The sequence below is a fragment of the Actinomadura sp. J1-007 genome (genome assembly GCF_009793335.1).
GTDB classification, from domain to species: Bacteria; Actinomycetota; Actinomycetes; order Streptosporangiales; family Streptosporangiaceae; genus Spirillospora; species Spirillospora yumaensis.
In genome coordinates this window covers 265650-286716 of sequence record NZ_WING01000002.1, presented here as the reverse complement: position 1 = coordinate 286716, position 21067 = coordinate 265650, and the positions used below count along the sequence as shown (strand labels likewise).

Sequence of the window (21067 nt, the reverse complement as noted above, 5' to 3'; positions counted from 1 at the left end):
CGTCCTCAATCGGGTGTTCTGCACTGGACGCGTGGACATGACACGCAGGACGTTCCTGGCCACCACGGGACTGGCCGGGACCACGGGACTCGCCGGGACCGCGCCCCTCGCGCGGACGCCGCAGGCGTGGGCGCCGAACGCGCCGTCCTCGCCGAGGCGGGAACGGCGCGCCCGCGCGGGCGATCCGTTCGAGCTGGGCGTCGCCTCCGGCGATCCGTCGCCCGGCGGGTTCGTGCTCTGGACGCGGCTCGCCCCGAGGCCGCTCGCCGACGACGGCCACGGCGGGCTGCGGGGGCGCGGCGACGTGGACGTGGAATGGCAGGTCGCGGAGGACGAGTCGTTCGGCCGCGTCGTGCGGCGGGGGCGGGTCGCGGCGCGGGAGGCGGGCGCGCACAGCGTGCACGTCGAGGTGGACGGCCTCGCGCCCGGACGCGACTACCACTACCGGTTCCGGGCGGACGGCCACGTGTCGCCCGCCGGCCGTACGCGGACGGCTCCGCCGCCCGGCGCGCCGTCGCCCGTGACGTTGGCCGTCGCGTCCTGCGCGTACTACGAGCACGGCTACTTCACCGCCTACGGCCGCATCGCCGAACGGAGCCCGGACCTCGTCGTCCACCTCGGCGACTACCTCTACGAGGACTCGGCGAAGGACGACTCGCCGCTGCCGGTCGTCCGGCGGCACGCGGGCGGCAGGCTCCAGACGCTCGCCGAGTACCGGCTGCGGCACGCCCAGTACAAGACCGACCCCGACCTGCGCGCCGCGCACGCCGCCGCGCCGTGGGCGGTGACGTGGGACGACCACGAGGTGGAGAACAACTGGGCGGGCGACGCCCCCGGCACGAAGTACCCGGGGTTCGCCGGGCGGAAGCGCGCCGCCATGCGCGCGTACTACGAGCACATGCCGCTGCGCCGGTCGGCGTTCCGGCCGGACGGGCGGCTCCGCCTGACGCGCGCGATCGGGTGGGGCGGCCTCGCGACGTTCCACATGCTCGACACCCGGCAGTTCAGGGACGACCAGCCGTGCGAGGACGGCCTGCGTTCCGGGTGCGACGCGCGCCTCGCGCGGCGGGCGCTCGCGGGCCCGGCGCAGCTCCGCTGGCTCGACGCGCGCCTGCGCTCGTCCCGCGCGCAGTGGAACGTTCTCGCGCAGCAGGTGTTCCTGGCGCAGCGCGACCACCGCCTCGGGCCGGGCCGCCTGATGGCCATGGACGGCTGGGACGGCTACGCCGCCGAACGCCAACGCCTGCTCGACGGGCTGCTGACGTCCGGGGCGCGCAACCCCGTCGTCCTCACCGGGGACGTCCACGTCGCGCACGCCAACGACCTGCTCCAGGACTTCGACGACCCCGGCTCCGCGCGGGTGGGCGTGGAACTCGTCGCGACGTCGGTCTCCAGCGACGGCGACGGCGTGCCCGACCCGGCGGCGAACGAGGCGGTCCGCGCCGAGAACCCGCACATCGCCTTCATCGACCAGCGCCGCGGCTACGTGCTGTGCGAGGCTGGGCCGGGCGAGCTGCGGGCCGAGTTCCACGCCGTCCCGTACGTCACCCGCCGGAACGCTCCCGCGACCGTCGCCGCGGCGTTCACGATCGGCGACGGGGAACGGTCGCTGGACGGCCGCTGAATTTCCCGCCCCATCGCGGGAACGCCCCGGTTCCGCGCCGCGTCCAATGTCGGCGCGGACCGAACGCGGCCGATCCACATCTGGAGAGACGCATGTCCACCCCACTCCGCTGGGCGCCGCTCATCGCGGCGGCGCCGCTCGTCGCCCTCACCGCCTGCGGTTCGGCGGACGCCAGGTCGTCCTCGTCCGATCCGCCCCCCGAACCGGCCTCCGCGCCGGCCTCCCCGGCGCCGGGATCGTCCGCTCCGGGGTCGTCCGCGCCGAGGGCCCCGTCCAAGCCGCTGCCCGACGCGGGCAGGCCGGGCGGCGGCCAGGTCGCCCCCGGCCAGGACTTCGCCCTGCGCCGGGGCGGCACGGCGCGCCTCAAGGACGGCACGCTCACCGTGACGTTCAAGAGCGTGGCCGACAGCCGCTGCCCCAAGAACGCCACGTGCGTCTGGGAGGGCGACGCGATCGTGACGCTCCAGGTCGCCGGCGCGAAGGGCTCCCCCGCCTCCTACAAGCTGCACACCAACCGCCGCTTCGCGGCGAGCGTGAAGGCGGCGGGCCACACGATCCGCCTCCTCGACCTCCAGCCCGCCGCGAGCCCGCCCGCCGGCCAGGACTACACCGCACGGTTGCGTATCTCGTAAGCCCCGGCCCTGGGGCTGGTGGTCAGGCGAAGGCGTAGCCGAGCAGACCGGCCGGGGTCAGCGGTAGGGCGTCGGCTGTGTTCGGGGGACGGGCGGTGAGGGTCGCGGCGCCGCCGAAGGAGCGGGCGCCGGGGGCGCCTACGGCCAGTTCGCCGTTCCTGATCGCCAGGGCCCAGCCGAACTGCGCGCCGGAGCCGAACGGCGAGGTGAGCGTTCTCGCGGAACGGGCGGCCAGGCCGCGGTCGGGTACGCCGCGCAGCACGCGGACCTCTCCCCCGCCCGGCGCGCCCACGGCCAGGTCCGCGGTGCCGTCGCCGGTCAGGTCGCCCGCGGCGAGCGCGGAGCCGAAGCGGTGGAAGCGGCGGGCGCCGGGCGTCAGGGTGGGGCCGCGCTGGGCGAGGGACGGTCCGGCGAAGATCTGGACGGCGCCCTCGATGCGTCCCGCGTCGGTGAGGCTCTCGCCGGGGACGCCGACGGCGACGTCGTCGTGCCCGTCGCGGTCGAAGTCGCCTGAGGCGAGGGCCGCGCCGAACGCGTCGAGCCGTTCGGGAGTGCCCGCGGTGCCGGCGGAGTCCTGGGCCAGGCGGGTGGAGGAACGCTCCAGCACGTCCAGCACGGTCACCGCCCCCTCGCCTTTGGCGCCGTCGCCGGGGGCGCCGACCGCGATCTCGTCGCGGCGGTCCCCGTCGTAGTCGCCGCAGGTGAGGACGGTCCCGAACGCGTCGGTCTCGGCGGTGCCGCCGCCGACCCAGCCGGTGCGCCGGGTGACGACCGGTCCGCGCCGCAGGCCGCGCCCGCGCAGGCCGAAGACGGCCACCGCGCCGCCGCCGGCGTGGCCGGGCGCGCCGACGACCAGTTCGTCGTCGCGGTCGCGGTCGAGGTCGGCGGCGGCGAGCGCCGCGCCGAACCGGTCGGTGCCGTCCGGCCGGAGCGCGAGCCGCCGCCCGGGGCGCAGCCCGCCCGGCGAGCCGTGGAAGATCCGCACCGCGCCCTCGCCCTCGGCGCCGGGCGGGCGGCGCCCGGCTGCCGCGTCGGGCACGCCGACCGCGAGGTCGGCGCAGCGGTCGTGGTCGGCGTCGAACGCGGCGAGCGCCGCGCCGAACCCGTCGCCGCGTCCCGGCGGCCCGGGTTCGGAGAGCCAGTCGGCGCGGCGCGTGCCGTACAGGACGGCGACCATGCCCGCGCGGGCGCGCGCGTGCGGGGCCGCGACGGCGAGGTCGGCGGTGCCGTCGCCGTCGAAGTCGGAGGGGACGGCGCGTCCGGGCGGGCACGGGACGGCCGCGGCGACGGCCCGTACCGGCACGGGAGGGCGGGGCCGGGGCGCGCGCGGCGGCGGCGCGGACGCGGTCGCGGCGACCAGCGCCGCCAGCAGGCACAGGGAGGGCAGGGGGCGGGGGGAGATGCTCACACGGGCAAGGTCCCCGGCCCGTGGAACGCCCGCCCTCCGGCGAGATGACGGTCCCGTTAACGTCAGGCGGGCGCGGACCGCGGGGCGGCTACCGGACCGCGTCCAGGTCCGTGCCGCGCGTCTCGCGGCCGAACGCGAGCGCGACGGCCGTGACCAGCATGGTGGCCACCAGGTAGCCGATCACCGCTCCGGCGCCGAACCGGTCGACCAGCCACACCGCGATGAACGGGGCGGGCGCGCCCGCGACGATCGAGGAGCCCTGGAACACCAGCGACGACCCGGCGTACCGGTACCGGGTGGGGAACAGCTCGGTGATCCAGGCGGCCTCGGCCCCGACCAGCCAGAAGAACACCGGCGCCCAGACCAGCAGCGCGACCGACGGGACGAGCATCGCGACGCGGCGGCCGGCGCGGTCCGACCAGGCGCCGCCGCCGATCATGCCCGCGAACTGGAGCGCCGACGCGCGAGGTCGGCGACGGTGATCCCGGCGGGGCACTGCGAGACGGCGTCCAGCGCCCGCAGGCCGCGGTCGAGGGTCTGGAGGGTCGTCATCGCGGTCGCCGTCCTCCCCCGAAGCCGCCGGTCACGCCTGCGACGATCCCACACGCCCCGCGGCCCGTCCGCCCCGGCCGGGCCCGTCCGCGGACGGCGGGCGGACTCGCCGCGGGCCGCGGGCCGCGGGCCGCGGGCGCGGCGTGGCGTGGCGCGTGGTCCGCGTCTGGGGGTCACGGCTCGGGAGGGGTGGCGCGGCCGACTCTGCGCGCGAGCCGCCGCACGGCGTCCTCGGTGATCGCGAAGTGGCGGCCGGCGATGCGGGCGGCCTCGTCCCCGTCGCCGCGCGCGATCGCGTCGGCGAGCGCGTGGTGGTGCGGCCTGGCCTCCTCGTAGATCGCCCAGGTGTACGGCTCGGCCGACACGCCGAGGCTGACCTCCGACAGCAGCCGCTCGTGCAGGGCGAGCAGCCGCGCGTTGCGGGCGGCGCGGGCGATCGCGCGGTGCAGGGCCACGTCGTGCTCGCGGGCCTCGCCGGGCGTCGCCGCCGCGTCGAACCCGGCGAGGGCCCGTGCGATCGCGGCGCGGTCGTCGGCGGTGGCGCGCTCGGCGGCGGTACGGGCGATGAGGCTCTCGATCAGGCGGCGGTAGTCGAACAGCTCCTCGAACTCGTCCCACCGTTCGAGCAGGGCGCTGCGGACGGCGTGCTCGCTGGCCTCGGCCCACTCGGCGCGGACGAACGCCCCGCCGCCCCGGCCCCGCCTGATCTCCACCAGCCCCGAGCCGGACAGCGTGCGCAGCGCGGTGCGCACGCTCTCGCGGCTGACCTGGAGCAGCGCCGCGAGGTCGCGCTCGCTCGGGAGCCGGTCGCCGAGGCTGAACTCGCCGAGGGCGATCGCCGTGGCGAGCCGGTGCGCGACCTGCTCGCCCGTACGGGCCGGGCGCAGCGGGCCCAGCGACTCGTGGCCCATCGCGCCGCCCTCCCCCGGTGCCGTCCGGTCCCGCCGGTCGTTCCGCCTCGCGGCGCCCCCACCCCGCGGGTCGGACACCGTCCCGGAAACACTAACGTTACAGAAAGGTCTGGGATTTAGACCTTTTACGGCATATCCTCGCTGTCATCAGCGTTCACCCAGCTCACAGGAGGTCCGCGTGTCCGGAGCGCCCGCCGTCACCGAGGGGTACGCCCCGTTCCGCGGTCACCGGACCTGGTACCGCGTCACCGGCCCGCTCGACTCCGGCCCCGCCCCGCTCGTCGTGCTGCACGGCGGGCCCGGCTGCACCCACGACTACGTGCTGTCGTTCGCGGACCTCGCCGCGTCCACCGGACGCCCCGTCGTGCACTACGACCAGCTCGGCAACGGCCGCTCGACGCACCTGCCGGACCGGGGCGCGGACTTCTGGACGGTCGGCCTCTTCCTCGCCGAGCTGGACAACCTGCTCGGCCACCTCGGCATCGCGGACGGCTACCACCTGCTCGGGCAGTCGTGGGGCGGGATGCTCGGCGCCGAGCACGCCGTGCTGCGGCCCGCCGGCCTGCGCTCGCTCGTGATCGCGAACTCGCCGGCCTCGATGCCGCTGTGGCTCGCGGCGGCGGCCGGGCTCCGCCTCGACCTGCCGCCCGAGGTCGAGGCGACGCTGCGCGAGCACGAGGACCGCGAGACGACCGGCTCGCCCGAGTACGCGGCGGCGATGCGGGTCTTCTACGACCGGCACGTGTGCCGGATCCCGTGGCCGGACGAGGTGGCGCGCACGTTCGCCGCGATCGACGCGGACCCGACCGTCTACCACACCATGAACGGGCCGAGCGAGTTCCACGTCGTCGGGACGCTCCGCAACTGGTCGATCATCGACCGGCTGGACCGGATCGAGGTCCCGGTCCTGGTGCTGTCCGGCCGGTACGACGAGGCGGCCCCGGCGGCCGTCCGCCCGTACGCCGAGCGCATTCCGGACGCCCGCTGGCGGATCTTCGAGGAGTCCAGCCACATGCCGCACGTGGAGGAGCGGGAGGCGTGCCTCGCCGAGGTCGCCGCCTTCCTCGCGTCCCGCTGACCCCGCGACGCCCCGGCCCCGCCCGCTTCCCCGCCGGCCCCGCCCGATCCCCGGGCCCGCGCCCGGCCCGATCCCCCGGCGGCGCACCAGCGCCGATGCGCCGCCCCGCACCCGAACCACCCGTACCCCCTGAAAGGCGCGTGCGAATGACGACCGCCAAGCCCGGCGCGGCACAGCCCGGCGCATCCGACAGCGGCGAGGAGACGCTCGGCTCCTTCGGCTACGCCCAGGAGCTCAAGCGCTCCCTCAGCCTGACCGACCTGGTCGTCTACGGCCTGGTGTTCATGGTGCCGATCGCGCCGTTCACCATCTTCGGCGTCGTGTTCAACGGGTCGAAGGGCATGGTCGCGCTGACCTACCTCATCGGCCTGGTCGCGATGCTGTTCACCGCGCTCAGCTACCGCGAGATGTCCCGGGCGTTCCCGATCGCCGGGTCGGTCTACGCCTACGCGGGCCGCGGGATCAACGACAAGGTCGGCTTCCTCGCCGGCTGGGCGATCCTGCTCGACTACCTGCTGATCCCGACGCTGCTGTACGTGATGAGCGCCGCGGCGCTGACCTCCCTCGTCCCGGCCGTCCCGCAGTGGGCCTGGGTGATCGTCTTCGTGCTGGTCAACACGGTCGTCAACTTCCTCGGCATCGAGTCCACGGCCCGGCTCAACCGCCTGTTCCTGTTCGGCGAGCTCGTGGTGCTCGCGCTGTTCGTCGGGTTCGGCCTCGCGGCCGTCGCGCGCGGCGAGAACGGCGCGCGCTTCACGCTCGACCCGCTGCTGAAGCCCGAGCTGCTCACGCCGGGCCTGATCTTCGGCGCGCTGTCCATCGCGGTGCTCAGCTTCCTCGGCTTCGACGGGATCTCCACGCTGTCGGAGGAGGTCCGCGGCGGCGGGCGCAGGCTGGTCGGCCGCGCGACGATCCTCGCGCTGTGCCTGGTGGCGGGGCTGTTCGTCGTCCAGACGTACGTGGCGGCGCTGCTGGTGCCGGGCCGCGAGTCGTTCCCGGACGGCGACGCGACCAACTCGGCGTTCTACGACATCGCGTGGATCGCGGGCGGCGGCTGGCTGAAGGTGACGGTCGCGGTGGCCGCCGCCCTCGCGACCGGCATCGCCAACTCGCTGGTGGCGCAGGCCGCGACGTCCCGGCTGCTGTTCTCGATGGCGCGCGACCGCAAGCTGCCCCGGTTCCTCGCGCACGTCCACCCGACCCGGAGGACGCCCGAACGCGCGATCCTGTTCGTGGCCGCGATCTCGCTCGTCCTCGGGCTGTTCTTCACCGGGCAGATCGACCTGCTGTCCTCGCTGGTCAACTTCGGGGCGCTGTTCTCGTTCCTGATGCTGCACGTCGCGGTGTTCGTGCACTTCAGGCTCCGCAACCGCAGCACCCGCTGGCACCTGCACATCCTCGCGCCCGCGCTCGGCTTCCTGATCATCGGCTCGGTCTTGGTGAACGCCGACACCCGCGCGAAGATCGGTGGACTGGCCTGGCTGGCCGTCGGCGCGGTCGTCCTGGTGTTCTACACGCGTTCCGGACGGGGCGCCGACCTGAAGTTGGAGGACTGATGCACATCCGGCGCACGCAGCGTCACCACGTGTGGGACAACGCCATCGCCCCCGTCGCGACGCTCGCCCCCGGCGAGGAGGCGACCGTGGAGACGGCCGACGCGGGCGGCGGGCAGTTCAGCCCCGCGTCCACGTCAGCCGACGTCCCGGCCCTGGACTTCACCCGGATCAACCCGGTGACGGGCCCGTTCCTCGTCGAGGGCGCCGAACCGGGCGACGCCCTGGTCGTCGACCTGCTCGACGTGGCGGTGGGCGACTGGGGCTGGACGGCGTGCATCCCGGGCTTCGGGCTCCTCGCCGACGACTTCCCGGACCCGCGCCTGCGGATCTCCAAGATCGCCTCGACCGCGGACCTACTGGGGCTGGCCGTCCCGGTCGTCCCCATGGTCGGGACGATCGGCGTGGCGCCGCCCGAGCCGGGCGAGCACTCGGTCGTGCCGCCGCGCCGCTGGGGCGGCAACCTCGACGTCCGCCACATCGGGCCCGGCGCGCGCCTCGTCCTGCCGGTCGGCGTGCCGGGCGCGCTGCTCTCGCTCGGCGACGCGCACGCCGCCATGGGCGACGGCGAGGTCTGCGGCACCGGCGTCGAGACCGAGGCCGCGGTCCGCCTGCGGGTGGACGTCCGCAAGGGCGCCGCGCCCCGCACGCCGGTGATCGAGACCGACCCGCGCGCCCAGCGCACCGGCGCGGCCCTCGCGACCACCGGGATCGGCCCCGACCTGCACCGCGCCGCGCGCGACGCCACCCGGTACCTCGTGGACGAGATCTCCGCGCGCACCGGCCTGGACCCGGTGGACGCCTACCTGCTGGCGAGCGTCGCCGCCGACCTGAAGGTCTCCCAGGTCGTCGACGTCCCCAACTGGACGGTCACCGCCCACCTGGAGCTGTCCCTGATCTCGTAGGGCGCGTACGAGCTCGGCGCTCGACCGCGGCATCACGATCGCGTGGCACAAGGTGCCCTACCAGCTCGGCGGGTGGGCCGCCTGGAACCCCACGGACCCCGCCCACGGGCCCGCCTACCGGACGCTCCTGCGACCGCAGGGCGGCGACCGGTTCCGCGCTCACGCAGGGATTCGTGTAGCGGCCCGCGTACGGGTCATACCGGCGTATGACAGGACGGAGAAGGACTCCGGCGGGATCTCGTCCACAAGGGCCGCTCCGTAACGTCCTGCACGGCACCGAGACCGGAGGCGCAGAGACCATGACCGACCCGCCCGTCGTCCTGACCGAGACCGAGGTACGGGCGATGCTGCCGATCGGCGACGCCGTGCCCGTCGTGCGCGGCGCGCTCGTCGCGCACGCGGCGGGGGCCGTCACGCAGCCCGGCCGGTGGCGCCTGCGGACGTCCCGGACGCGGGTGGACGTCACCGGCGCGCACGTCCACGGCGGCGAGCACTTCACCGCGAGGCTCGCGACGCCCGCGTCCGGCCTCAGCGTGGTGGGCGACGCCGACGGGCGCCCGTCCGTGATCGTCCTCGACGACGGCTACCTGGGCGACGTGCGCACCGCGGCGGCGGGGGCGCTCGCGGCCGACGCCCTCGCCCGTCCCGGCGCCGCGACGGTCGCGCTCCTCGGCACGGGCCCGCTCGCCGAGCTCCACCTCGAAGCGCTCCTCGCCCTCCGCGCCCCGTCCGAGCTCCGCGTCGCGGGCCCGCCGGACGCCGCGTTCGCCTCGCGGATGCGCGCGCTGCACGGATGGACGGTCACGCACGCGGACGCGCCCGCCGACGCCGTGCGGGGCGCGGACATCGTCGTCACCCATGCCCCCGCGCCGTCCGTCCGCGGCGAATGGCTCGCGCCCGGCGCGCACGTCACCTGCCTCGGACCGGACGGCCACCGCGCCCTCACCGCCTCGGTCCTGGAGGCGGCGGCGCTCGTCGCGGCCGACGACCTGCCCCGCAGCCGCCACCTGCGCGACCTCGGCCACCCGGCCGACCTGCGCCTGGTCCTGCTCGGCGACGTGCTGACGGGCCGCAGCCGCGCGCCCCGCGACCGGACCACGGTCGCCGACCTCACCGGCCTCGGCGCGGCCGACGCCGCCCCCGGCGCCCGCGTGGCCCTGATCACCCGCGCGATCACCGGCGCCGTGCTGCCCTCCGCCTGACCTCCGGAACGGTCCCGCCTCCGCGCCCCCGCGGCGGCGGCCCGGGGTCCCGCCTCCGCGGAGGCCGAATGATCTCCTTCACGTCGCCGGGCGGACAGGCCGGGGACGGCGCGGCGACACCCGGCGCCGAGACCGTGTGGCGGCCAGTGGAGATCGTGAAAGGGAACCGCGATGCCTTATCCCGTCCGCCGCCTGCGCGGGCCGCTGCTCGTCCTGACCGCGCTGGCGGTCCTGGCGTCCGCGGCGCTGGCCGTCCTCGCGGGACGTTCCGCGAGCGCCGGCGACGCGCGCCTGCGCGCGATGACCTACAACGTCCGGCTCGACGCCGACGCGCCGCCGAAGGACTGGGCCTCGCGCCTGCCGCTGATGCGCGACGTCCTGCGCCGCCACCGCCCCGACCTGCTCGGCGTCCAGGAGGCGCTGTGGCGGCAGATGCGCGGCCTGGACGGCGCGCTCCCGCAGTACGACTGGGTGGGCATGGGCCGCCAGGGCGGGACGCGGGACGAGTTCTCGGCGATCTTCTACCGCAGGGACCGGTTCGAGGTGCTCGACTTCGACCACTTCTGGCTCTCCGACACCCCGAACGTGATCGGCTCGGCCACCTGGGGCAACACGATCACCCGCATGGTGACGTGGGCGAAGTTCCGCGACCGCCGCAGCGGCACGGTGTTCTACCACGTCAACACGCACTTCGACCACCAGTCCGTGAACGCCAGGACCAGGAGCGCGCAGCTCGTCCTCCAGCGCGTGCGCGGCTTCGAGGCGGGCGTCCCGGTCGTCCTGACGGGCGACTTCAACACCGCCGCCGAGAAGACCGAGCCGTACACGATCCTGACCGGTCAGGACGCGTTCGCCGACACCTGGAAGACGGCGCGCAGGCGCGGCCCGGCCATCAACACGTTCGGCGGCTGGAAGCCCCCGTCCCGAACGGCGACCGCATCGACTGGATCCTCACCCGGGGCGCCGTCTCGACCCTCTGGACGGAGATCGACCCGTACCAGCGGAAGGGCCTCTACCCGTCCGACCACTACCCGGTGGTCGCCCACCTCGTCATCGGCTAGATCCCCCGCCCGCCCGGCCCCCGGAAGCCCCGGGGACCGGGCGGGCGGCCCGTTCAGTCGCCGGGCGCGCCGAACCACCTGGCCATCTGGACGAGCAGATCCTCCTGCTCGTCGCCGACCCACGCGACGTGGCCGTCCGGCCGCAGCAGCACCGCGGGGACGTCCAGGTCCCCGCCGCCGTCGACGACGTGGTCGACCCGGCCCGTCCAGCCCGCCGCCGAGAGCCGTCCGGTCCGGTCGAGCAGCAGCCCGCGGCCTCCGCGCATCAGCGCGTAGAGGCGGCCCCGCTCCAGCTCGACGTCCCGCATCCGCCGGCCGAGCAGCTCGTGCCCCTCGCCGAAGTCGTAGCGGATCCCGGTCGCGATGATCTTCTCCGTCAGGTAGCGGGCCACGTCCTCGAAGTCCATCAGCTCCGACAGCAGCCGCCGCAGCGCCCGCGGGCCCGGCTCGACCGACATCAGCTCCGCCTGCGCGCGGGTGTTGCTCAGCACGTCGGCGGCCACCGGATGCCGTTCGGCGTGGTAGCTGTCGAGCAGCCCCGCGGGCGCCCAGCCGCGGACCTCGGCGGCCAGCTTCCAGCCGAGGTTGAACGCGTCCTGCATGCCGAGGCCGAGGCCCTGCCCGCCCATCGGCGGGTGGACGTGCGCCGCGTCGCCCGCCAGCAGCACCCGGCCGGTCCGGTAGCGCTCGGCCTGCCGGGTGGCGTCGTCGAAGCGGGCGAGCCGGCGCGGCGAGTGCACGCCGAAGTCGGTGCCCGCGAACGCCCGGAGCCGCCGCTTGAACTCGTCGAACGTCGGCGGGACCGCGCCGTCCTCGGCCACCCCGTCCGCGGGCACGATGATGCGGTACACCCCGTCCCCGATGGGTCCCGCGCCGATCCGCAGCTGGGTCTTGCGGAGCTCGGCCATCGCGGCGTCCAGCGTCTCCGGCGGCGCGGCCACCTCCATCTCCCCGAGCAGCGTCTCGGCCGCGGCGGGCTCGCCGGGGAAGCCGACGCCGAGCAGCTTGCGGACCGTACTGCGCCCGCCGTCGCAGCCCACCAGGTAGCGCGAACGCAGCCGCGTCCCGTCCGCCAGCTCGGCGGTCACCCCCTCCTCGTCCTGGCTCAGCCCGGCCAGCGCGCGGCCCCGGCGGATCTCGGCGCCGAGCTCGCCGGCGCGCTCGGCCAGCAGCCGGTCGGTGACGGGCTGCGGGATGGCGAGGACGTACGGATGCGCGGTGTCCAGCCGTTCCGGCGCGGGCTTGACGATCCCGGCGAAGTGACCGCGGACCGGATGCATCCGGCCGTACGGCAGGAACCGCTCCAGCAGGCCGCGCTGGTCGAGCACCTCGATGCTGCGCGCATGCAGGCCGAGCGCGCGGATGAGCCCCGAGGGCTCCGCCTCCTTCTCCACCACGAGCACGCGCACCCCGTGCAACCGCAACTCGCCGGCCAGCATCATGCCGGTCGGCCCCCCGCCCGCAACGATCACGTCGATCACGGACCCCCGTTCATCTCGCCCGGCCACCCCCGCGCGGCTCGGCGGCGCGCACCCGTTCCACGCCTCGTCCCAGCAGAGGACGAACGCCGCGCGCACCACCGATTTCCGCAGGCCATGGCCCCGGCCGGAGATTCTGCAACACCCCCCGGGCCTTGCCGCAAGCCCCCCGTCCCGCTATAGATTGAAAATGGAAGGAGTAACCGCCTCCTCCCCTTTCCTTTTTCAGCGAAATGGTTTCCGGCGCGCCCGACCGGATCATGCGCGGCTACGACCGCGGGAATGGCGCCGACCGCGCGGCGTTCAGCGCTTCTCCGGGGGGTCGGCTTTTCCGCGCCCGGGGCGGTTGGCGGCGATCAGGGCGGCGGTGTGGTCGGCCATGAGCCGGGGCACGCCGATCCGCAGCAGCAGCCGATGCACCGCGGACACGGGCCGGCTCCACTCCCCGGAACGTTCCTGCCGATTCGCCATGCGCGACCCCCGATCAAGATCGTTCAATAATGCCTGATCGGGACCGTCCGCGGGGCCGTTTGCCACTATCTGCTGGCAACGTGCCCGCCGCCGTCGCGCGCGGTCACCGCGGCGCCTCGGAGAGGAGGCGAGGGCGGACGCGGGCGGCGGGGCTCAGCGCCGTCCGTGCGGGTAGAGCGTCGGCGGCAGCCATCCGGCGGCACGTTCCCGTGCAGCCTCGCCTTGTCGATCACACCGGTGGACGCGGCCGTCCTGCCGCCGACCATCAGGCAGTCGACCTTCCCGGAGAACGTGACGCCGTTCTCGTGCGACGCGTCGAGCCAGTGCTCGACCTCGAACGTCCCCGAGGCGGGCGGCACGGTGGCCCGGGGTTCACTGGTCGGGACGGTCGTCCAGGCGCATCAGCGTCTGCTGGCCCGTCGCGATGAGCGTCCTGCGTTCGTCGCGGACGCCGAAGACCTCCAGCCGGCACACGGTGAGGGTGCGTCCGGACTTGACGACCGTCCCCACGGCCTCGATGCGGTCGCCTTCGGCGGGCGCCAGCAGGTTGATCTTGTATTCGACGGTGAGGACCGTGCTGTCCTCGGGGAACAGCGTGAAGCCCGCGTAGCCGCCCGCGGTGTCGGCGATGGCGCTGGTGGCCCCGGCGTGGACGTAGCCGTGCTGCTGGGTGACCTCGGGCCGGCTGGGCAGCGTGACGTGCACGCACCCGGGCGCCATGTGCGTGATGCGCGCGCCGAGGTGGCCCATCAGGCCCTGCCGGTCGAAGCTGGCCTGCACGCGCGCCCGCACCTCGGGGCTGAGCTGGTCCGATGACGTCTGGTCCTGCACGGCTCTCCTCGGGATCGGGGGCGGGTCGTACGGCGCCGGTCCCGTCGGGCGGGACCCGCCGATGTCGATCATCATGGCACCCGCGGCCCCCGCTCCGGCCGTCCTACCGGACGAACGGGGCCAGCAGCTCGAGCAGCGGTTCCGGACGGTCCAGCGGGATGATGTGGCCGGAGTCGACGACACGGCCGGTGAGGTCCGCGGCGACGGGCTCCAACTGCCGTTCGAGCGCCCGTCCCACCGGATGCGCGCCGATCGCCATCGCGGGCACCGTGAGCCGGGCGGTCGCGACGGCGTCCCGGATCTGCCGCGCGCTGGTCGGCATGGCCCTGTAGTGCTCGAACGCGCAGCGCAGCGCCTCCGACCCGGTGTAGGCGTCGACGAACGCGTTCCGGATCTCACTCGGAACGCCGCGCCCGTGCGTCCCCGCGTCGAGGAACCAGTCGATGTACGCCGCCTCGTGGCCGGTGAGGACGGTCTCGGCTAGGCCCGGCACGGCGTGGAAGCCGAACCACCACGGCGGCCCGGAGGACAGGAAGTCCTCCGCGCCGGGCAGCGTGCCGAGCAGCGATTCCATCAGGACGAGCCGCCGGACGCGTTCGGGCCGCCGCATGGCCAGCAGGAACGCGGGCGGCGTGCCCGCGTCGATCCCGACCACCGCGGCGGACGGGACGCCGAGGGCGTCGAGGACGCCTTCGGCGTCGGCTGCGAGGTTGGCGGCGTCGTAGCCGTCCGCCGCGCGCGTGGTCGCGCCGAGTCCGCGCAGGTCGGGGGCTATGACGCGGTGGGACGACGCGAGGCGCGGGATCACGTGCGTCCACAGCCGCCAGGTGTGCGGGAAGCCGTGGAGCAGCAGAACGGCGGGCCCGTCCCCCGCGACCGCCACGTTGGCGCGGATGCCGTTGGCCTCGACCCGGCTCACGGAGATCGGAAACGTGCGGTCGGCGGGCAAGGCGCCCCACCCCCTCCTAGTGGTCACCATCGGTTACCAGGCAACGTTAGGTAACCTCTACAGGCCGGCCAAGACGGCACTTTCACGACAGGTGGTGAGCTCCAGGTGACCTCCGGCGCCGAGGGCGCGCGCGGCGACCTCTTCGATCCCGCCTGCCCGACCCGCAAGCTGCTGGACCGCATCGGCACCAAGTGGACGTCGATGACCATCAAGATCCTCGCGGCGGAGGCCCCGGACGAGGTCCGCTTCGCCGAACTGCGGCGGCGGATGCCCGGCGTCTCCCAGAAGATGCTGTCGGTCACCCTGCACAGCCTGACCCGCGACGGCCTGGTCGAACGGCGCGTCGAGCCGACCGTGCCGCCCCGCGTCCACTACCGCCTGACCGACCTCGGCCTCTCCCTGGAGACCCCGCTCGCCGCCCTGCGCGCCTGGGCCGAGGAGCACATGGCCGAGGTAGACCGCGCCAACGCCGCCTCAGACCGAACGGCACCCGCCTGACGCCACCCGCCGGAGAAGCCGCCCGAACCGTCCGGCCGCGCGGCCCGCCCGACCAGGACCAGTGCGCGCGGCGGCCCGCGTGTTTCCTGTGGGCACGGGCGGCAACAAGGGACCTAGGCGTTGGTTACCCAGGGTGATCGCCTTGGACGGTTCCGTGGCGGTCGAGTCCCCAGCGCCGTTCCAAGTGAAAGAGACACCCATGTCACTCCCGAACGCCCCTCTCCCGTCCGGCGCCGACCCGGGAAGCGTTCCCGCCGTGCGGTGGCCGCAGCGGCGCATCCCCGACAACACCTGGATCGACCAGCAGATCCGTGCACTGGGTTGGGATCCCCTCACCAGGAGGCCGATCGGCGGCGAGGTGACCGGTTACCGGCTCGACCTCTCCTCGCTTGAGGGGGAGAAGTTCCTGAACTGCGCTCTGGCCGACCCCGGTCTCTGGACCGTGCTGGTCCGCGGCAGCGAGATGGCGTACGCGTCCGGGCCGTTCGAAGCGGTCACCGGCCTGGTGTTCAACCGCACGCCCGACGAGGTCACCGAGAACGTGACGTGGACGCACAGGGTCGGCTCCACCACCGGCTTCGCGCTGCGCGCCGAGGTCTCGGCGTGCTTCTACGGCATCGTCAACGCTTCGGTGGCAGCCTCGCTCGGCTACTGCTGGACCACCGAGGACACCGTCTCCAAGGACCACTCTCTGCGGGTGCCCGCCGAACACGCCGGCTGGCTGGAGCGCAGCGCGGCCATGCAGACCCTCACCGGTGAGATCTGGGTCATCACCACGGCCGGGGTCTGCGCCTTCCGCGGCGAGGCCAGCGTCACCGGACCCGCCACCGACGGGCGGCCCGCGGGCGCCCTGGTCGCCAGGTACCGGCCGATCACTCGAAGCGAACGGCGCCGGTAGCGAGCGGCCCCTCCGCGCCTGGGCCGGGGCGCCGCGTTCGGCGGGGCGGTGGCGAGGCGGAGGATCTACCAACAATCTATATACGTTCAGCAATCATTCAGATGCGGAGGGTTACATAAGGGGGGCATCCAAGCAAAGGAGCATGTCATGGCACCCCGGGCCCCGCAGGCCGTGGCGGCCTCTCCCCTCACCCTCCCGGGTCCGGTCCGCGCGGACCGGCGGCCGAGCGCGACGGCGCCGACGGTGCCCCGGCTTCGGCGGAGGCCGTCCCGATGATCAACCAGTCGTTCGCCCGCGGCCTCCGGCTGGAGAGGCTCTACCACCATGGCGCCCGCCTGCTGATGGTGCCGCTCGACCACTCCGTCACCGAGGGGCCGCTGGCCGGAGGCCGGGACCTCGACACCTTGGTGGGGGAGATCAGCCGCAACGGAGCCGACGCGATCGTGCTGCACAAGGGCGCCCTGCGCTACGTCCGGCAGGACCGCTTCGCGCACACCTCCCTGATCGTGCATCTCAGCGCCAGTACGGTGCACGCTCCCGATCCCGATGCCAAGTACCTGGTGGCGAGCGTCGAGGAGGCGCTGCGGCTCGGCGCCGACGTGGTCAGCGTGCACGTGAACGTGGGCTCGTCCGACGAACGGCGGCAGGTCACCGACCTGGCGAAGGTGGCCGACGCCTGCGACCGGTGGAACGTCCCGCTGCTGGCGATGATGTATCCGCGCGGCCCGGGGCTCGACGGCCCGCCGGACCCGGCGCTCGTCGCCCACGTGGTCACGCTCGCCACCGATCTCGGCGCCGACATCGTCAAGACCGTGTACACCGGCTCGCCCGGCACGATGGCGGAGGTGGTGCGGACCGCGACGGTTCCCGTCCTGGTCGCGGGCGGCCCCCGCCGGGACGCCTCGGCCGCAATGGCGTTCGCGTCCGAGGCCCTGAGCAGCGGCACCGCCGGCATCGCGATGGGACGCACCGTCTTCCAGGCCGACGATCCCGCGGCGATGACCCGCCGGCTCGCCGGGATCGTGCACGCCGCCCCGCCCCGCGGCGCCGGACCCGTGCCCGGACCGGCGCGCGGCGGCCATCCTTCGAAGGAGGAAGCTTGAAGATCACGTGGCTGGACGTCAGCGCTCTGGGCGAGACCAAGAAGGCGACCGTCCAGGAGGCGCTGCACGCCCGGATCGACGGCATCGTGGCCTCCGACACCGCCGATCTGGCACCGCTTCCGCCGACCGTGCGGCGGGTGCTGTTCCCCCGGGACCGGCCGCTGCCCGAGGACCTCTCCTGCGCGGACATCGTGATCGTGGATCCGGCCGTCCACGGAAGCACCGCGGAACTGGCGGCCGCCCACGACGATGTGGAGTTCGGGCGGTTCGTCGAAGTCGTCGACGCCGACACGCTGGAGCAGGCGTGCCAGTCCGCCCGCGCCGAGCGCTGGAGCGTTCTGGAGTTCAAGGACCCCACCAGGATCCCGCTGGAGATCGTGATCGCGGCGGCGGCGCAGGCCACCGGCAGCATCATCACCGTCGCCTCCGACGTCTCCCAGGCCGAGATCCTCTTCGGGGTGCTGGAGCACGGCTCGGACGGGGTGCTCCTGGCTCCGGCGGCGGTCGGCGACGCGACCGCGCTGACCCGGGCGGCCACGTCCCGGCCATCGGAGCTGACGCTGACCGAGCTGCGGATCACCGCGACCGAGCATATCGGGATGGGCGAGCGCGCGTGCGTGGACACCTGCGCCTACCTGCGCAAGGACGAGGGCATCCTGGTCGGCTCGCACTCCAAGGGCCTGATCCTCTGCGTCAGCGAGACCCACCCCCTGCCGTACATGCCGACCCGGCCGTTCCGCGTCAACGCCGGCGCGATCCACTCCTACACGCTGTCGGACGACGAGCGGACGCGGTACCTGAGCGAGCTGCGGTCGGGAAGTACGGTGCTGGCCGTCGACGTCAAGGGCCGGACCCGGGCGGTGTCCGTGGGCCGGGTGAAGATCGAGTCCCGGCCGCTGCTGTCGATCGACGCGGCCGACGCCGAAGGCCGCCCGGCCAACCTGATCCTCCAGGACGACTGGCATGTACGCGTGCTCGGACCGGGCGGAGCCGTTCTGAACAGCTCCGAACTGAAGCCCGGTGACGCGGTGCTGGGGTATCTGCCGTCCGCCGACCGGCACGTCGGCTACCCGATCGACGAATTCTGCCTGGAGCAGTGAGATGGGCGGCGTCGTCGATTTCCACGGCGGGCATGTGCGCGTCGACACCGGCAACGACGGGCTGCTGTCGTCGTGCGCTCGGGCGGACGGCCGGCCGGTGCCGTTCTGCTTCGGCGACCCGCACCGGGACGCGTCGCTCTGCCGCGAGCGCGCCGAACGCTTCCGGGGGCTGGAGTCCGCCAAGGCCGCGGTGGCGCGTCCGGACCCCGACCGGCTCGTCGGGAGGTCATGCCGATGAGGGCCTTCGGCGGCGCGCCCCAGCCCCGGTCCCGGTCCCGGCCCCGGCCCCGGCCGGGAGACTGGAAGAGCTACCGGGAACTGGCGCGGCTTCAGGACGCGCTGCTGCCCGGGGCGCTCGCGCGCGCCGCCCGCTCCCCCTTCTACGCCTCCCGTTTCGCGGACGGGCCGCCCGCGGACCGTGCCGGGTTCGCCGCGCTGCCGATCACCACCAAGCAGGACCTGCGCGACGGCTACCCGTTCGGACTGCTGGCCGTGGACCGGACGGAACTGGCGACCTACCACGAATCCAGCGGCACGGCCGGACGGCCCACCGCCTCGTACTACACCGCGGCCGACTGGGCGGAACTGGCCGAGCGCTTCGCCCGCAAACCGACCGGCATCCGCCCCGCCGACACGTTCCTCGTGCGCACCCCGTACGCCCTGATGATCACCGGTCACATGGCCCACGCCGGGGCGCGGTCGCAGGGGGCGACGGTGGTGCCCGGCGACAACCGCTCCCTGGCGATGCCCTGCTCCCGGGTGGTGCGCGTGCTGCACGACCTGGCGGTCACGCTCACGTGGTCGATGCCCAGCGAGACCCTGCTGTGGGCGGCGGCGGCCCGCGCCCATGGGCTCGACCCCGCCACCGACTTTCCGGCGCTGAGGGCCCTGTTCGTCGGCGGGGAGCCGCTCGGCGGCGCGCGCCGCCGCCGGATCGAGGAGATCTGGGGGGTCCCGCTGGTCGAGGACTACGGCACGACGGAGACCGGCGGCCTGGCGGGCGAATGCGAGCACGGGCGCATGCATCTGTGGGCGGACCGTGTGCTGTTCGAGGTGCGCGATCCCGCGACCGGGCGGATGTCCGCGGAAGGAAGCGGCCACCTGGTCGCCACCCCGCTGTTCCGCGAGGCGATGCCGCTGATCAGGTACGACCTGGAGGACGAGGTCGAGGTCGCCTACGACGACTGCCCCTGCCGCTGGCGGCTCCCGACCGTGCGCGTGCTCGGCCGCGGGGCCCGCGGGCACGCCGTCGCGGGCCGCACGGTGACCCAGCACGACCTGGAGGAGCTGGTGTACGGCCTGCCCGCCCGTCACGGCGTGCTGTTCTGGCGGGCCAGGGCCGAGCCCGAACGGCTCGTGGTGCAGATGGAAGCGCCCGGCGACCAAGGCACGGCCGCCGCGTCGCGGCTCGCGGCGCAGGTGCGTTCGACGCTGGGCGTGCCCTGCGATGTGACGGCCGTGCCGCCGGGGACCCTCGTGCCCGAACGGGTGCTGACCGCCGCGTACGACGTCGTCAAACCCCGCAGCCTGTTCGGCGCGACCGAGCGCTGGGACAAGGCCGTCCTCTACTACTGACCGTCCGGCCCTCCGGGACCGCCTCGACCCTCAGGGAACGACATGCCGCGAAACACGATCGACGTCGCCGTGGTCGGCGGCGGCGTCGCAGGGCTGACCCTCGCCATCGGACTGACCAGGGCGGGGCTCCGGTGCCGGGTCTACGAGCAGGCGGCCGAGTTCAGGGAGATCGGGGCGGGCGTCCAGCTCTCGCCGAACAGCACCCGGCTGCTGCACCGCCTCGGCGCCGCCGAGCCGCTGGACGCGATCGCGGTGAAGCCCGCCGGGGTCGTCGCGCGGCACTGGGCCACCGGCGCGCTGCTGAGGAGCACCCCGCTCGGCCGGATGTGCGAGGAGATGTACGGCGCGCCGTTCTACTGCGTTCATCGCGCGGAGCTGCACGCCGTCCTGCGCGGCCTGGTGCCGCCGGGGACGGTCCGGCTGGGGACGCGCTGCGTGGGCGTCACCGACCACCCCGACGGGGCCGGGATGCGGTTCGCCGACGGGTCCGCCGAAACCGCCGACGTCGTGGTCGGCGCGGACGGCATCTGCTCCGTCGTGCGCGAGGCCCTGGAAAGCGACACGCCGCGCTTCTCCGGCAAGAGCGCCTACCGGGGGCTCATCCCAGCGGACCGGCTGCCGGGATCGTCCACCGAGGCGCAGGTGCGGTTGTGGCTGGGTCCCGACAGGCATCTGGTGCACTATCCCGTCTCCCGCGGCCGGTGGATCAGCTTCGCGGCGATCACACCCGCCGCGGACTCGCGCGCGGAGACCTGGACGACGCCCGGCCGGGCCCGCGACCTGAGGACGGCCTACGAGGGCTGGCACAGCGACGTCCAGGAGTTCTTCGCCGCGGCCGGCGCGGTCACCCGGTGGGCGCTGCACGATCGCGCGCCGATCGGCCGGTGGCACCGCGGCCGGATCACGCTGGTGGGCGACGCCGCCCATCCGATGCTGCCGTTCGGCGCGCAGGGCGCCAGCCAGGCCATCGAGGACGCCGCGGCGCTCACCGCCTGCCTGCGCGGCGCCGGGCCCGGACGCGAGCAGATCACGAGCGCCCTGCGGCGGTACGGGGAGGTCCGCCGGGCACGCACCGGGGACGTCCAGCGCATGGTCCAGGAGAAGTCCCGCACCCACCACTACTTCGACGGCGCGGAACAGCGCGAACGGGACCGTACGTCACACCAGCGGGAAGGACTGCGGCAGCGGGAGTGGCTCTACGGGTACGAGGCCGAGGCCGCGGTGCTCCGTTGAACGGC

The 21067-nt window shown here is 74.5% G+C and carries 22 protein-coding genes and 1 pseudogene; 14 read left to right on the top strand and 9 right to left on the bottom strand.

Features of this window, described 5'->3' with window-relative positions:
* Positions 1–37: 37 nt before the first annotated feature.
* Both GEV43_RS35315 and GEV43_RS35310 read left to right on the top strand, forming a co-directional pair.
* Entirely contained in the window at positions 38–1624 is a 1587-nt protein-coding gene (locus GEV43_RS35315; RefSeq protein ID WP_160826016.1) for an alkaline phosphatase, read from the top strand.
* Positions 1625–1716: 92 nt separating this feature from the next.
* Positions 1717–2256 (top strand): hypothetical protein, encoded by a 540-nt coding sequence (locus tag GEV43_RS35310; RefSeq protein ID WP_160825125.1) that lies wholly within the window; start codon positions 1717–1719, stop codon positions 2254–2256.
* A 22-nt stretch (positions 2257–2278) separates the two neighbouring features.
* Here GEV43_RS35310 and GEV43_RS35305 read toward each other — a convergent pair whose 3' ends face one another.
* The 4 genes from GEV43_RS35305 to GEV43_RS35295 all read right to left on the bottom strand — a co-directional run bounded on the left by GEV43_RS35305 (position 2279) and on the right by GEV43_RS35295 (position 5127).
* Positions 2279–3664: an FG-GAP repeat protein gene (locus tag GEV43_RS35305; RefSeq protein ID WP_160825124.1), complete on the bottom strand. Its 1386-nt coding sequence runs from the start codon at positions 3662–3664 to the stop codon at positions 2279–2281.
* A gap of 88 nt (positions 3665–3752) precedes the next feature.
* On the bottom strand, positions 3753–4103 hold the full coding sequence (locus GEV43_RS35300) for a hypothetical protein (protein WP_206681550.1): 351 nt from the start codon (positions 4101–4103) through the stop codon (positions 3753–3755).
* Positions 4100–4216 carry a helix-turn-helix domain-containing protein gene (locus tag GEV43_RS56585; protein ID WP_375539119.1) on the bottom strand — a complete coding sequence of 39 codons (117 nt, stop codon included), beginning with the start codon at positions 4214–4216 and terminating at the stop codon, positions 4100–4102. Before GEV43_RS56585 ends, GEV43_RS35300 begins: the two co-directional genes overlap by 4 nt.
* Positions 4217–4389: 173 nt before the next feature.
* On the bottom strand, positions 4390–5127 hold the full coding sequence (locus GEV43_RS35295) for a FadR/GntR family transcriptional regulator (RefSeq protein WP_160825123.1): 738 nt from the start codon (positions 5125–5127) through the stop codon (positions 4390–4392).
* Between the two features lie 178 nt (positions 5128–5305).
* Here GEV43_RS35295 and GEV43_RS35290 point away from each other — a divergent pair, with 178 nt between their 5' ends.
* From GEV43_RS35290 to GEV43_RS56580, 5 genes and pseudogenes are all read left to right on the top strand, one after another.
* On the top strand, positions 5306–6205 hold the full coding sequence (locus GEV43_RS35290) for a proline iminopeptidase-family hydrolase (protein WP_160825122.1): 900 nt from the start codon (positions 5306–5308) through the stop codon (positions 6203–6205).
* A gap of 146 nt (positions 6206–6351) precedes the next feature.
* Positions 6352–7761, top strand: coding sequence for an APC family permease (locus GEV43_RS35285; protein WP_160825121.1), 1410 nt, complete (start codon positions 6352–6354; stop codon positions 7759–7761).
* Positions 7761–8663, top strand: coding sequence for an acetamidase/formamidase family protein (locus GEV43_RS35280; protein ID WP_160825120.1), 903 nt, complete (start codon positions 7761–7763; stop codon positions 8661–8663). The genes GEV43_RS35285 and GEV43_RS35280 overlap by 1 nt, the downstream gene beginning before the upstream one ends.
* A 299-nt stretch (positions 8664–8962) precedes the next feature.
* Positions 8963–9865 carry an ornithine cyclodeaminase family protein gene (locus GEV43_RS35275; protein ID WP_160825119.1) on the top strand — a complete coding sequence of 301 codons (903 nt, stop codon included), beginning with the start codon at positions 8963–8965 and terminating at the stop codon, positions 9863–9865.
* Between the two features lie 171 nt (positions 9866–10036).
* Positions 10037–10726: pseudogene (locus GEV43_RS56580) on the top strand (endonuclease/exonuclease/phosphatase family protein); the annotation flags it as partial.
* A gap of 253 nt (positions 10727–10979) precedes the next feature.
* Here the strand turns inward: GEV43_RS56580 and rox are convergent.
* From rox to GEV43_RS35250, 5 genes are all read right to left on the bottom strand, one after another.
* Positions 10980–12407: a rifampin monooxygenase gene (gene rox, locus GEV43_RS35265; protein WP_160825117.1), complete on the bottom strand. Its 1428-nt coding sequence runs from the start codon at positions 12405–12407 to the stop codon at positions 10980–10982.
* A gap of 300 nt (positions 12408–12707) precedes the next feature.
* Positions 12708–12833 carry a hypothetical protein gene (locus GEV43_RS54240; protein ID WP_302931354.1) on the bottom strand — a complete coding sequence of 42 codons (126 nt, stop codon included), beginning with the start codon at positions 12831–12833 and terminating at the stop codon, positions 12708–12710.
* Between the two features lie 107 nt (positions 12834–12940).
* Complete coding sequence (locus tag GEV43_RS35260) at positions 12941–13234, bottom strand: hypothetical protein (RefSeq protein WP_160825116.1); 294 nt, start codon at positions 13232–13234, stop codon at positions 12941–12943.
* A 13-nt stretch (positions 13235–13247) separates the two neighbouring features.
* Positions 13248–13781 carry a PaaI family thioesterase gene (locus tag GEV43_RS35255; protein WP_206681549.1) on the bottom strand — a complete coding sequence of 178 codons (534 nt, stop codon included), beginning with the start codon at positions 13779–13781 and terminating at the stop codon, positions 13248–13250.
* Positions 13782–13809: 28 nt separating this feature from the next.
* Positions 13810–14625 carry an alpha/beta hydrolase gene (locus GEV43_RS35250; protein ID WP_309240102.1) on the bottom strand — a complete coding sequence of 272 codons (816 nt, stop codon included), beginning with the start codon at positions 14623–14625 and terminating at the stop codon, positions 13810–13812.
* 135 nt (positions 14626–14760) lie between these two features.
* Between GEV43_RS35250 and GEV43_RS35245 the strand changes: the two genes are divergently transcribed.
* The 7 genes from GEV43_RS35245 (at position 14761) to GEV43_RS35215 (ending at position 21062) form a co-directional block, all read left to right on the top strand.
* Positions 14761–15153 (top strand): helix-turn-helix domain-containing protein, encoded by a 393-nt coding sequence (locus tag GEV43_RS35245; RefSeq protein ID WP_160825114.1) that lies wholly within the window; start codon positions 14761–14763, stop codon positions 15151–15153.
* 199 nt (positions 15154–15352) lie between these two features.
* Positions 15353–16051, top strand: coding sequence for a hypothetical protein (locus tag GEV43_RS35240; protein WP_160825113.1), 699 nt, complete (start codon positions 15353–15355; stop codon positions 16049–16051).
* Between the two features lie 272 nt (positions 16052–16323).
* Positions 16324–17154 carry a 2-amino-3,7-dideoxy-D-threo-hept-6-ulosonate synthase gene (locus GEV43_RS35235; protein ID WP_160825112.1) on the top strand — a complete coding sequence of 277 codons (831 nt, stop codon included), beginning with the start codon at positions 16324–16326 and terminating at the stop codon, positions 17152–17154.
* On the top strand, positions 17151–18254 hold the full coding sequence (locus tag GEV43_RS35230) for a 3-dehydroquinate synthase II (RefSeq protein WP_160825111.1): 1104 nt from the start codon (positions 17151–17153) through the stop codon (positions 18252–18254). The genes GEV43_RS35235 and GEV43_RS35230 overlap by 4 nt, the downstream gene beginning before the upstream one ends.
* 1 nt (position 18255) lies before the next feature.
* Positions 18256–18492, top strand: coding sequence for a hypothetical protein (locus GEV43_RS35225; protein WP_160825110.1), 237 nt, complete (start codon positions 18256–18258; stop codon positions 18490–18492).
* Complete coding sequence (locus tag GEV43_RS35220) at positions 18483–19829, top strand: phenylacetate--CoA ligase family protein (protein WP_241684153.1); 1347 nt, start codon at positions 18483–18485, stop codon at positions 19827–19829. Before GEV43_RS35225 ends, GEV43_RS35220 begins: the two co-directional genes overlap by 10 nt.
* A 42-nt stretch (positions 19830–19871) precedes the next feature.
* Positions 19872–21062 (top strand): FAD-dependent monooxygenase, encoded by a 1191-nt coding sequence (locus tag GEV43_RS35215; protein ID WP_160825109.1) that lies wholly within the window; start codon positions 19872–19874, stop codon positions 21060–21062.
* Positions 21063–21067: the final 5 nt, after the last annotated feature.